This is a genomic window from Nonomuraea sp. NPDC054003, assembly GCF_055585125.1.
This window is the reverse complement of sequence record NZ_JBVJKR010000014.1, coordinates 81,510-93,628: the sequence shown is the minus strand read 5'-3', so window position 1 is coordinate 93,628 and position 12,119 is coordinate 81,510. Positions and strand designations below refer to the sequence as shown.

Below are 12,119 nucleotides of genomic sequence, written 5' to 3'. Positions count from 1 at the left end.
GTTACGGCTTGGACGCCGACGGTGGTCATGGCGCCGTCTCCACCGCCACGGCATCGATGCCGGCCGCCGGGTTCTGCGATGACAGCGCGTGCGCCACCACGCAGGCGCGGGCGATCGTGGCCGCCGGAGAGGAGCCGTGGGCGACGACGACCGTGCCGCGCAGACCCAGGAGGGCGGCGCCGCCGTGGGTCTCCGGGTCGTAGCGGCGGGCTACCTCGGCGAGCCGTTCCGGGGAGGCGATGCCGGCCTGGGCGACCATGGCCAGCGCCGTGCGGACGCACCCCTCGACGTTCTTCAGCACGATGTTGCCGGTGAAGCCGTCGGTGACGATCACGTCGACGGTGCCCGCCAGCACGTCGTGGCCCTCCACGTTGCCGTGGAAACGCAGCGGCAGGGCGGCGAGCAGGTCCCCGGCCCGGCGCGTCAGCCGGTTGCCCTTGCCCGGCTCGGACCCGATCGACAGCAGCCCCACCACCGGGTCGGCACGGCCCAGCACGGCCCGCGCGTAGGCCGCCCCCAGCTGGGCGAACTGGGCGATCATGGCCGGGCTGGGGTCGGCGGTCGCACCCGCGTCCACCAGCACGCTGGCTCCACCCGTCAGCGAGGGCAGGGCCACGGCCAGGGCCGGCCGCAGCACCCCGCCGGCCCGGCCGATGCCGCGCACCGCGCACGAGACCACCGCGCCGGTCGACCCGGCGGACACGAACGCACCGCCCTCGCCCCGGCTGATCAGCTCGCAGCCCACGGCCAGGCTCGACGTCGTCAGCGTCGCCGCGGCGGCGCCGCGCTCGGCCATCGGCACGGTGTCCTCGGCGTGCACCACCGCGATCTCCCCGGCGGCGCCGTGCCCGCGCAGCTCACGCTCCACCCGGTCCCGCGCGCCGACCAGGACGACGGGCACCCCGTGCCGCCGCCACGCTGCCACGGCCCCGGCGACCGTCGCCACCGGCCCGTGGTCCCCACCCATCGCGTCCAGGACAACAGGCGGAGCCATGGAAAGGCCGGCGGTCATGGGAGTTCCACGCTGACGCGGCGCTCGGCCCTGCTCGCCTCGGCGGAGGCCAGCAGGTGGCGGGCGAACACGGCCGCCTTGCGCCGGCGCGGCACCCGTACCCGGCCCGCCAGGACCTCGAAGCCCCGGCGCTCGATCTCGTCGAGGATGCCGCCGTACAGGGCGTAGGCGGCGCGGACGCACGGCCGGGAGGAGGCGGCGAGCAGGCCGATCCCCCCGGCGGCGGCGCGGTAGTGGTCGCGGGCGCGCCCCGCCTCGAAGGCGAGCAGGTCCCGCAGGGCGGGCCCCGTACGGCGGGCGCCCAGCTCGTCCGGGTCCACCCCGAACTTGTCCAGATCCTCCATCGGCAGGTAGACGCGGCCCCTGGCGTAGTCCTCGCGCACGTCGCGCAGGAAGTTGGTGAGCTGGAACGCCAGGCCGAGCTGGCGGGCGGGCTCGCGGGCCGCCTCCTCGCGGCCGGGCGTCGCCTCCAGCACCGGCAGCATCATGGTGCCGATGGCGGCGGCCGATCCGGCCATGTAGCCGAGCAGGTCGTCGTAGGTCGCGTACCGGGTCACCGACAGGTCCGCGCGCATGGACGCGAGGAAGACCGCGATGTCGTCGTGGCCGATGCCGAAGGAGTGGACGGTGTGCAGGAACGCGGGCAGCACCGGATCGTCCTGCTTCGCCCCGGCGAGCCCGGCCTCGACCTTGACGGTCAGGGCGTCCAGCGCGCGGGCCCGGTCGGCGGTCATCGTGAACGAGTCGACGATCTCGTCGGCGTACCGGGCGAAGCCGTACAGCGCGTGCACGTGCCTCCGCTTCCATCGCGGCAGCAGCCGGGTGGCCAGGTAGTAGGAGCGGCCGTAGCGGGCGTGGAGCCGCCGGCAGCGTTCGTAGCTGGCGGTGAGCGTCAACGGGTCTCCTTGAGGATGCGTTCGGCGGCGAGCCGGCCGGAGATCAGCACGGGCGGCACCCCGACTCCGGGCGCGGTGTACATGCCGGCGAAGTGCAGCCCCGGCACCCGCCGGGCCACGGCGGAGGGGCGCAGCCACGCCGTCTGGGTGAAGCGGTGGTCCAGCGCGAACGGGGTGCCCGCGGTGTGGCCGCGCGCCGCCCAGGCGGGCGGGTCCAGCACCAGCCGGGGCACGCCCGACAGGTCGCCGTAGCCGAGTCGCGCCATGCGGTCGAGCAGCCGGGACTCCAGCCGGGGGCGCAGCCGGTCCCAGTCGGTGTGCCGCAGGTTGGGCGCGGGTTCCAGGACGCTGAGGGTGGCGTGCCCGTCCGGCGCGGCCTCGCCGTCCGGCGCCGGGCAGGTGACCAGCAGGCTCGGGTCGGGCTGCGGCCGGCCCGCCTCCAGAGCGGTGAACGTCTCGTTCCAGTCCCGGCCGAAGTGCAGCGTGTGGTGCGCCTGGCCGGTCGGCGGGCGGTCCAGGCCGACGTGCATCACCAGGCACGACGGGGAGTGGCGCGGACGGCGCAGCCGCCAGTCGCCCGCGCGGGAGGGCAGCAGCCGCCGGGCCGCCAGCCGGTCGCAGGCGACGACCACGTGCCGGGCCGCCAGCCGCTCGCCGTCCCGCAGCAGCACGCCGGTGACACCGTCGCCGTCCGTCTCGACCCGGTCGGCGGGCGCGCCGTAGCGGAGGTCCGCGCCCAGCTTCTCCAGCAACGCCGCCATGGCCGCCGGGATGGCGTGCATGCCGCCGTGCCGAGGGAAGTACACGCCGCCGACCGTGTCCATGTGCGCGATGACGGCGTAGATGCCCAGCGCGCGCTGCGGCGACAGCCCCACGTACAGGGACTGGAACGTGTGCGCCTTGATCAGCCGAGGGTCCGTCAGGTGGCGGGCCGCCAGGCGGTCCAGCCGGCGGAACCCGCCCAGCCGGGCCAGCCGCAGCAGCGCGGCCGGCCGGGCCAGGGCGCGCAGCCGGGTCATGTCCGCGTCGATGAACGCGGGCCACTCGACGCGGAACAACTCGTCGAGCAGGCTCCGGTAGCGCTCGTAGCGGGCCGCCTCCGCCGGCCCGCACACCGCGCGGACCTGCTCCGCCATCGCCTCCCGCTCCGCCCGCACGTCCAGCCGCGACCCGTCGTCGAAGACCATCCGGTACGAGGGATCCAGCCGGCGCAGCGGCAGCCAGTGCCGCAGCTCCTGCCCGGCCGCCCCGAAGACCTCCGCGAGCACGCCCGGCATGGTGAGCACGGACGGACCGGTGTCGAAGCGGTACGCCCCGAGGCGGGCCGTTCCGCAGCAGCCGCCGGGCTCGCCGAGGGCCTCGACCACGGTGACCTCGCGACCGGCCGCGGCCAGGTGGATGGCGGCCGACAGCCCGCCCAGGCCCGCGCCGACGACGACCACGGGGCTCATCAGAAGGTCCTTTCCGTGCACTGGGCGGCCAGGTCCACCAGCGCCCTCCTGGCTTCGTGCGGGATGCCGGGCGGCCGGTCCAGCGCCGTGACCGCCTCGTCGACCAGCGCGGCGATGCGCCGCTCCGCCGCGTCCAGCGCCCCGCACTCCACGATCAGCTCGCGCGCCGCCGCCACCCCCCGCTGGTCAGTGATGTCGTCCAGGAGCGCGCTGCCCGTCTCGCGCCGGGCGTAGGCGAGCAGGTAGGTCGCCTTGCCCTGGAGCAGGTCCGCTCCCGAGGGCTTGCCGGTGCGCGCCGGGTCGGCGAACACGCCGTTGACGTCGTCCCTGAGCTGGAACGCCTCGCCCAGGGGGAGGGCGTACGCGCTCAGCGTGCGGCGCGTCTCGGGACAGCCGTCCGCGACGGCGTGACCGAGGTGCAGGGGCCGCTCGACGGTGTACTTGCCCGACTTGTAGAGCGAGATCACCCGCGACGGCTCGTCACCCGTCCGGGCCCCGGCCGTACAGGCCAGGTCGAGATACTGGCCGCCGATCGCCTCCACCCGCAGCCGGGTGAGGACGTCGAGCGAGGGCCCCAGGTGCGGCTCCGTATCCAGCAGCGCGGCGTCGGCCCAGCTCAGCGCGAGCAGCGCGAGCAGGGTCGCCGCCGACTCGCCGAACCGGTCGGCGTCGCCCCGCCAGCCGGACCGCCGGTGCAGCTCGGCCAGCGCGACGTGCGCCGCCGGCCGGCCACGCCGCGAGCCGGCCTCGTCCATCACGTCGTCCAGCAGCAGCGCCGCCGCGTGCACCAGCTCCACGGCGCAGGCCGCGGGCAGCACCGACTCCAGCCGCTCGCCGCCGGCCGCCCGGTAGCCCCAGTAGACGAACGCGGGCCGCAGCCTCTTCCCGCCGCCGAGGACGAACGCCGTCAGGTACTCGCGCACCAGACCGACCTCCGCCGGGGCGAGGAAGCCGAGCCGGCGGACCTGGTGGTCCAGCAGCCGCGCCAGCCGCCGGTCGACCTGCTCGCGCACGTGGGTGGTTCGCGCGATCACCGTGTCCATGTACGCAGCCCCTTCTGTCGCTATGGGAAGTCTTCGCAGGAGGGGCCGACCCGGTTGCACGCGCGCTCGAATCGCACTATCACGGTAACCAGCGCGTACCGGGTTTCCGCGGGGGACACGCCTGGTCATGCGTCCGAGCGGCTCCGGAACCGCGAAAAGATGGTCGGACACGTCGAACGTCAGCGGGAAGACCATGGTCGAGGAGACACCGGACAACGTGGAGGACGCGGGCTACGGCATCGGAGCCGCCTCCCGGCGGCTGGGCGTGCCCGCCCCCACACTGCGCACCTGGAACCTCCGCTACGGCCTGGGGCCCAGCCGCCGCACCCCCGGCGGCCACCGCCGGTACGACGCCGCCGACCTGCGGCGGCTGACCGAGATGAAGCGTTTGATCGCCACCGGCCTGGCGCCGGCGGAGGCCGCGAGGCTCGCCCTGGCGCTGCCGCCCCCGCCTCCCGCCGCGACGCCGGAGCCCACGGAGGAGACCCCCGCCGACGCCCCGGAAACCGGCGCACCCCCGACCGGCACCCCCCCGACCGGCACCCCCGCGACCGGCACCCCCGCGACCGGCACCCCCGCGACCGGCACCCCCCCGACCGGCGTTTCTGAGGCCGGTCCGCGGCGGCCGCCCACGGCCGCGCTGGCCCGGGCCGCGCTCGTGCTCGACAGCCACCAGGTCTCCGGCCTGGTCGAGGAGACGCTGGCCCGGCACGGCGTGGTGTGGACGTGGGAGCGGCTCCTGCTCCCCGTCTTCGACGCCATCTGCCGCCGCCAGGACGACACCGGCGCCGGCATCGACGTCGAGCACCTGCTGTCCGACCGGGTCCAGGCGGCGCTGCAGCGCCGTGCCCGCGACGTCCCGCCGCACGAGGGCCGTCCGGTGCTGCTGGCCTGCGCCGAGGACGAGCAGCACAGCCTGCCGGTGCACGCTCTGGCCGCCGCGCTCGGCGAGGTGGGCGTGCAGACCCGCGTCCTCGGCGCGCGCACCCCCTACGCGGCGCTGGCCCACGCGATGCGGAGGCTCGGCCCGGTGGTCGTGTTCGTCTGGTCGCAGCAGGCGATCACCGGTGACACCGCCCCGCTCGCGGCCCTGCCGAGGCTCCGTCCGGCGTGCCGGATCGTCATCGGCGGGCTCGGCTGGCAGGGCGAGCCGCCCCCGGGCGTCGTCCGGGTGTCGACGCTGCCCGAGGCCGTCGCGCGCATCACGGCCACGCTCGCCTGAGCAGCCCTTTCACCGGAGGACCTTGTGGCATCCCCCTATGCCCAGCTATGAATAAGTTTTGAATAGATTTTTGGGGTGAGGGGCAGGGACATGCGGATCAGTGACGAGGAATCGCTCAGCGGGTGTTACCGCGCGCACGGCCCCGCCGTGCGCTCCTACCTGCGCCGGTACGTGCCCGCCCAGGACGTGGAGGACCTGGTGCAGGTCGTCTTCGCCGACGTCTGGCGCTCGCGCGAGCGGTACGACCCGTCCAGGAGCCTGGCGGCCTGGATCTTCGCCATCGCCCACCGCCGCGCCGTCGACCACCTGCGCGGCCGCGGGCCCGTCACGGTGCCGCTGGAGGAGGCCGGCGACCCGCCAGGACGAGGACGCTCCGAGGTCGACGACCTCGCGGACCGCGACCGGCTCAGCAGGGCGCTGGCCGAGCTGTCGCACGCCCAGCGGCAGGCGATCGAGCTGGCCTACTTCGGCGACCTGAGCCAGCGCGAGATCGCCGAACGGCTGCGGGTGCCGCTCGGCACCGTGAAGGCCCGCACCTCCCGCGGCCTGCGCAGACTGTCGGCCCTGCTGGTCGCCCCGTGAACCCCGGGCCCCGGGTCAGACAGCCGGCACCGGAGCGAGCGTGGTGATGGTCGACCGGACGTGATGGTCCTCGTCGTCCGGCCGGCGGGGGACGGTGTGGCCGGGCTCGCGGAAGAGCATCGGCCTGGACGTCGGAAGTCTTCGCAGGGGAGCTGACCCGGTCGCACGCGTGATCTCGAAACGCACCATTACGGTAACCACCGGTCACCGGTTTCCGAACGGGACACGCCTAGCGGCCACCGATGGGTGAGCCGCCGGCTGGATCAGGGCCGGTTGTCCTTTCCGTCCAGCCACAGGGTGTCGGACTCGTCCCGGTGAGTTCCGGTGCTGCCGACATGCTTGGCGTCGATCGCCGGGCCCTTCTTGATCACGTGTACCAGCGCCATCGCGTGCCCGCGGCCCAGCCCGTGGTCCTGCTTGAGCCACTCGACGATCGTGCCCGCCTTCACGGACGGGTCGTCGAACCCGCGCTCCTTCGCGAGCTCGATGAACTCGCGGGGCGTCAGCCCGGTCTTGGTCTCGATGTTGTCCAGATAAGCCTGGAAAGACATATGACTCTCCCTCTCGTATGACGACTTGTCAGGCCCGTACGGCCTTCTCCAGTGTGGACATGGTCACCGCGATCCAGGACCACGCGGCGACGACGCCGGCGAACATGGCGAGCGGCCCGCCCGGCGCGCCGCTCATCCCCCAGCACAGGCCGACCGCGAGCAGCACGCCGCCGGCGCGGCCCGCCACGGCCCAGGACGTGCCGCCGAACCGCCGGCTCAGCACGAAACAGCACGTGATCATCGCGAGGAACGAGACGCAGGCCCCCGCCAGATGCACGGCTCCGACCGAGCTCATCGTCCCCGGCACGTCGGGCGTACCAGGAGGAAACGCGAAGCCCGGATCGGCCGGGAAGACGCCCGCCACGATCAGGCCGAGCCCTTGCAGGCCGAGCAGGCGAGGCCCCCACACGCCGTCCAGGCCGGCGCGGCGCATCCCCGCCGCACCGCACAGGGTCAACACACCGGTCACCAGGAAGCTGGAGACCTGGATCCAGCCGAGGTCGCCCAGCGAGAGCATGCTGATCGGGTGCCGGGTCAGGTCGAAGCCCGTTCGGGTGGCCGCCTGGGCCGCGGCGAGCAGGATCCAGATCGGCGCCGCGAGCATCCCGGCGGTGAGCAGCGGCGGGCGTCTCCGCGTCATTGCCTCAATGATTGTCATGTCGACCATGTTGATCAGGGGGTCGCCGAGGCACCAGGGCAAACTGAGTTCCCGGGACGCCGTTACCGGCGATACCGTTACCGGCAACGCCATTTCCTGCTTGACGCGGCAAGGGGGGAGCGCTTGCACGAGAGCCGCGAGCTCCTCGGCCAGTTCCTGCGCGAGCGCCGCGCCAGGATCACCCTGAGCCAGGTGGGCCTTCCTCCGCGACGTTCCCGCCGCCGTGACTCCCTCACCCAGGAGGACCTGGCCTACCTCACGGGATACTCCATCCGCACCATCAGCGCGCTGGAGCAGGGCGCCGAACACCGCCCCACCTCCGAGCTGCTCGAAGCCATCGCGTCGGCGCTCCAGCTCGGTCAGGACGAGCGCAGCATCCTGTGGTACCTCGCGGACGGCACCCCTCCTCCCGAGCCTGACGGCGCCGTCGAGCCCGACCCGGCCCTGCACCGCCTGGTGAGCGCTCTCGAACCGCACCCCGCGTACGTGACCGACGGGTTGTGGAACGTCCAGAGCCAGAACTCCGCGTTCGCCCGGTGGATCTGCGACTTCACCGCCATGCCCGAAGGCGAGCGGACGATCCTCCACTGGTTCTTCCTGCACGAGCACTCCAAGCACGTCATGGTCGAGTGGGAGCGCGAGGCGACGGCGCTGATGTCGCTGGTCCGCGGCCGGGCGATGCGGTCACGGCGCGGCCACGAGCTCATGGCCGTGGTGGACGACCTCCGCGAGCGGAGCCCCGACGCCGAACGCCTCTGGGCCGGGGGCACCGAGCTGCTCGTGCAGGGCCCGTCCAGGCCGATGCTCTTCCGCGAGCCGGGTCACACGGGCGCCGACGACCGTCACGTCCAGCTGACCATCACCACGCTCGCTCCGGTACGCGCCGGGGAAGGCCATCGCATCCTGGCCTTCCTCCTGCCCGAGGGTTACTCCGCGCCGCCCGCGAGCGGAGGTTGCCCCGCCTGCCGGGCTGATGCTGACGCGGGGCCGGTTCTGTCGTAGGGCCGGGGCATGATGCCGGCATGCTGCTCCGTATCGAGGCGTCCGATCTGCCAGGGCTCGAATGCGGGCTTCCCGGGGTGCGCGACATCCACGTCGGCGTGCAACGGCGGGCGCGTCCCGGCGAGCTGACGGGCACGTTCCCCGCGGACGCCCCTTCAGCCGTCTGGGAGCTGGAAGTGACCGCGACCCGCGGGGAGTCCGGCTGGGATCTCCGGGGCCCGTTCGTCCAGGGCGGGCCGGGCGGCCGGTTCGTCTACCTGTCCTGGATGTCGGCCGACGACGCCGGGGGGTTCTCGATGTTCCGGCGGGCGAAGCTGCTGTTCGACGGCGTCCCCCCTGACGTGCTGGACGCCGCGGCGGGTCACGGGCTGCTGGTGGCGCGGCTGGGGCTGACCGATGCCCGGGGTCACCCGTTGTGCGCCGCGGTCCGCCCGCCGCTGGTCGAGTGGTCCGCCCCGGCTCCCCGGTAACCGGTGCCGCCGTCCACGGCCTGACGTCTCCGGCCCGGGTGACAAGAGCGGGAGAGGGGGTAAGTCGCAGGTCGGGCCGCATGGCGCTGATCGGGGGGATCATGCTGGGGATGCCTGACGGGGTGCGCGGGTGCCTGTTCGACATGGACGGCGTGCTCACCCGCACCGCCACCGTGCACGCCGCCGCGTGGAAGTCGATGTTCGACGACTTCCTGCGTGACCGGGCAGAGCGCACCGGCACCCCTTTCGTGCCGTTCGACGCGGTGGCCGACTATGACCGCTACGTCGACGGCAAGAAACGGCTCGACGGGACCCGGAGCTTCCTGGAGGCGCGCGGGATCAGCCTCCCGGAGGGGAAGCCCGACGACCCACAGGACGCGCAGACCCTGTACGGGTTGAGCAACCGGAAGAACGCCCTGGTGCAGGCCATACTCGACAGGGACGGCGTGCAGGTGTTCCCCGGCTCCGTCCGATACGTGCGGGCCGCCGAGGAGGCAGGGCTGCGCAGGGCGGTGGTGTCGTCGAGCGCCAACGCCGCCCACATCCTGGCCGCCGCCGGGATCGCCGGCCACTTCGAGGCGCGGATCGACGGGGTGGTCGCCCGCGAGCGGCACCTGGCGGGCAAGCCCGCCCCGGACATGTACGTGGCGGGCGCCGAGGCGCTGGGGCTGAAGCCGTCGCAGGCGGCGGTGTTCGAGGACGCGCTGGCCGGAGTGGCGGCCGGCCGGGCCGGAGGTTTCGGCTTCGTCGTCGGCGTCGACCGGAAGGGGCAGGCGGACGCGCTGCGCGAGCACGGCGCCGACGTCGTCGTCGGCGACCTGGCCGACCTGCTGAAGTCGGAGGGCCGGCGATGATCCGGCATCCCGCGTTCGCCATCGAGCCGTGGTCGGTGCGGGAGCGCCGGCTGGACCTGGACGTGCTGGCGCAGAGCGAGTCGGTGTTCGCGCTGTCGAACGGGCACATCGGCCTGCGCGGCAACCTGGACGAGGGCGAGCCGCACGGGGAGCCAGGCACCTACCTCAACGGGCTGTACGAGCTGAGGCCGCTGCCGTACGCGGAGGCGGGCTACGGCTACCCCGAGTCCGGGCAGACGGTGGTGAACGTGACCAACGGCAAGGTGATCCGGCTGCTGGTCAACGACGAGCCCTTCGACGTGCGCTACGGGACGGTGCACGAGCACGAACGGGTCCTCGACCTGCGCGCCGGCACCCTGACGCGGACCGTCCTGTGGAGCTCGCCGACCGGCACGCGGGTGCGGGTCGCCTCCACCCGGCTGGTGTCCTTCACCCACCGCGCCGTCGCCGCGATCCGGTACGAGGTCGAGGCGGTCGACGAGCCGTTGCGCGTCGTCGTGCAGTCGGAGCTGGTGGCCAACGAGACCCAGGAGACCACGGACGACGACCCGCGGGCGGCCGCGCCGCTGCGGTCGCCGCTGGTGCTGGAGGAGAACGTCCCGAACAAGAACGGCCCGGCGATCATGGTGCACCGCACCCGGGGCAGCGGGATACGGGTGGCCGCCGGCATGAGCCACGAGATCGACGGGCCGGACGGCACCCTGGTCGACGCCGACGGCAGCGGCGATGTCAGCCGGCTCACCGTCGCCACGAACCTCGCCCCCGGACGGCCGCTGAGACTGGTCAAGTACTTCTCCTACGGGTGGTCGGTGCGGCGTTCGCGGGCCGCCACGCACGATCAGGTCGTCGCGGCGCTCGCCGCCGCCCGGCTGGCCGGGTGGGACGGTCTGTGCGCCGACCAGCGGCGCTTCCTCGACGACTTCTGGAACGGCGCGGACGTCGAGGTGGAGGGCGACCCCGAGGTGCAGCAGGCCGTCCGTTTCGGGCTGTTCCACCTGCTGCAGTCGGCCGCGCGCCTGGAGGAGCGCCCCATACCCGCCAAGGGGCTGACCGGCTCGGGCTACGACGGGCACGCGTTCTGGGACACCGAGATCTTCGTCCTGCCGGTGCTCACCTACACCTATCCGCGAGCCGTCGCCGACGCGCTGTCGTGGCGCCGGTCCATCGTCCCGCTGGCGCGGGCCCGCGCCACCCAGCTGGGGCTGCACGGCACCGCCTTCCCGTGGCGGACCATCCACGGGGAGGAGTGTTCGGGCTACTGGCCGGCCGGCACCGCGGCCTTCCACGTCAACGCCGACATCGCGCACGCGGTCACCCAGTACGTCGACGCCACCGATGACACGTCGTTCGAGCGGGAGACCGGCCTGCCGCTGCTGGTCGGCACGGCCCGGCTGTGGTGCGCCCTCGGCCATCACGACCCGGCCGGACGGTATCGGATCGACGGGGTCACCGGGCCCGACGAATACAGCGCCGTCGTCGACAACAACGTCTACACCAACCTGATGGCCCAGCAGAACCTGCGCGTGGCGGCCGAGACCGCGGCCCGCCATCCCGACGAGGCCGAGCGGCTCGGCGTCACCGCCGAGGAGACCACCGCCTGGCGCGACGCCGCCGCCGCGATGTCCGTCCCCTACGACGAGGATCTGGGCGTGCATCCGCAGCACGAGGCGTTCACCCAGCACGCGCCCTGGGACTTCGCCGCCACCAAGCCCGACCAGTATCCGCTGCTCCTGCACTTCCCCTACTTCGACCTCTACCGCAAGCAGGTGGTCAAACAGGCCGACCTGGTCCTCGCCATGCACCTGCGCGGCGACGCCTTCACCGCCGACCACAAGGCGCGGAACTTCGCCTACTACGAGGCCCTGACGGTCCGCGACTCGTCCCTGTCCGCCTGTACCCAGGCGGTGATCGCCGCCGAGGTGGGGCACCTCGACCTGGCCTACCGCTATCTGGGCGAGGCGGCCCTGATGGATTTGGAGGACCTGGAGAAGAACACCGTCGACGGTGTCCACATGGCTTCGCTGGCCGGGGCGTGGATCGTCCTCGTGACGGGGTTCGGCGGGATGCGCGCCGGCCAGGGGCGGCTGGGGTTCGCCCCGAAGCTGCCGCCGGAGATCACCCGGCTCGCCTTCCGCCTGCGCTACCGCGGCAGCCTGGTGAGCGTCGCCGCCACGGAAGAGACGACCACCTACGAGCTCCTGGAGGGCCCGCCGATCACCCTGACCCACCACGGCGACCAGATCCGCCTCGACCGGGAATCGGTCGCCCGCCCCAACCCACCGCACCCGCCGTCGAACGGACAGCCCCGCCAGCCCCCCGGCCGCGAGCCCGCCGCCCGACACACCAAATCCAAGGGGCACAGACGCCGGTAAGAGACG

At 73.5% G+C, this 12,119-nt stretch carries 12 protein-coding genes; 6 read left to right on the top strand and 6 right to left on the bottom strand.

All coding sequences use genetic code 11. The annotated features are described in order from the left end of the window. Window positions 1-25 precede the first annotated feature (25 nt). Genes ACZ6YG_RS32610 through ACZ6YG_RS32595 form a run of 4 tightly spaced genes read right to left on the bottom strand, consistent with a single transcriptional unit; the run spans window position 26 to window position 4,402 of the window. Entirely contained in the window at window positions 26-994 is a 969-nt protein-coding gene (locus ACZ6YG_RS32610) for a phosphate acyltransferase (protein ID WP_466020212.1), read from the bottom strand. A gap of 14 nt (window positions 995-1,008) precedes the next feature. Further along, a complete protein-coding gene (locus ACZ6YG_RS32605; protein WP_148035741.1) occupies window positions 1,009-1,908 on the bottom strand; it encodes a phytoene/squalene synthase family protein in 900 nt (299 codons plus the stop codon). Next, the gene (locus ACZ6YG_RS32600; RefSeq protein ID WP_466020122.1) at window positions 1,905-3,359 is read right to left on the bottom strand and encodes a phytoene desaturase family protein; all 1,455 of its coding nucleotides are present in this window, start codon (window positions 3,357-3,359) and stop codon (window positions 1,905-1,907) included. Before ACZ6YG_RS32600 ends, ACZ6YG_RS32605 begins: the two co-directional genes overlap by 4 nt. Further along, a complete protein-coding gene (locus ACZ6YG_RS32595) occupies window positions 3,359-4,402 on the bottom strand; it encodes a polyprenyl synthetase family protein (protein ID WP_466020121.1) in 1,044 nt (347 codons plus the stop codon). The genes ACZ6YG_RS32600 and ACZ6YG_RS32595 overlap by 1 nt, the downstream gene beginning before the upstream one ends. A 193-nt stretch (window positions 4,403-4,595) precedes the next feature. On the opposite strand from ACZ6YG_RS32595, the gene ACZ6YG_RS32590 reads away from it, so the two are divergent. Continuing rightward, window positions 4,596-5,624, top strand: coding sequence for a MerR family transcriptional regulator (locus tag ACZ6YG_RS32590; RefSeq protein ID WP_466020120.1), 1,029 nt, complete (start codon window positions 4,596-4,598; stop codon window positions 5,622-5,624). Between the two features lie 90 nt (window positions 5,625-5,714). Beyond that, window positions 5,715-6,206, top strand: coding sequence for an RNA polymerase sigma factor (locus ACZ6YG_RS32585; RefSeq protein WP_364228921.1), 492 nt, complete (start codon window positions 5,715-5,717; stop codon window positions 6,204-6,206). Between the two features lie 263 nt (window positions 6,207-6,469). Here ACZ6YG_RS32585 and ACZ6YG_RS32580 read toward each other — a convergent pair whose 3' ends face one another. Next, window positions 6,470-6,757: a DUF4287 domain-containing protein gene (locus ACZ6YG_RS32580; RefSeq protein WP_148035736.1), complete on the bottom strand. Its 288-nt coding sequence runs from the start codon at window positions 6,755-6,757 to the stop codon at window positions 6,470-6,472. A gap of 28 nt (window positions 6,758-6,785) precedes the next feature. Then, entirely contained in the window at window positions 6,786-7,397 is a 612-nt protein-coding gene (locus tag ACZ6YG_RS32575) for a DUF998 domain-containing protein (protein WP_466020119.1), read from the bottom strand. A 141-nt stretch (window positions 7,398-7,538) separates the two neighbouring features. Here ACZ6YG_RS32575 and ACZ6YG_RS32570 point away from each other — a divergent pair, with 141 nt between their 5' ends. The 4 genes from ACZ6YG_RS32570 (at window position 7,539) to ACZ6YG_RS32555 (ending at window position 12,113) form a co-directional block, all read left to right on the top strand. Further along, window positions 7,539-8,417 carry a helix-turn-helix domain-containing protein gene (locus tag ACZ6YG_RS32570; protein ID WP_466020118.1) on the top strand — a complete coding sequence of 293 codons (879 nt, stop codon included), beginning with the start codon at window positions 7,539-7,541 and terminating at the stop codon, window positions 8,415-8,417. Window positions 8,418-8,437: 20 nt separating this feature from the next. Next, a complete protein-coding gene (locus ACZ6YG_RS32565) occupies window positions 8,438-8,887 on the top strand; it encodes a DUF5990 family protein (protein WP_364228928.1) in 450 nt (149 codons plus the stop codon). A gap of 80 nt (window positions 8,888-8,967) precedes the next feature. Beyond that, window positions 8,968-9,741, top strand: coding sequence for a beta-phosphoglucomutase family hydrolase (locus tag ACZ6YG_RS32560; protein WP_466020117.1), 774 nt, complete (start codon window positions 8,968-8,970; stop codon window positions 9,739-9,741). After that, window positions 9,738-12,113, top strand: a complete 2,376-nt coding sequence (locus ACZ6YG_RS32555; RefSeq protein WP_466020116.1) for a glycoside hydrolase family 65 protein — start codon at window positions 9,738-9,740, stop codon at window positions 12,111-12,113. The genes ACZ6YG_RS32560 and ACZ6YG_RS32555 overlap by 4 nt, the downstream gene beginning before the upstream one ends. Window positions 12,114-12,119 lie beyond the last annotated feature (6 nt).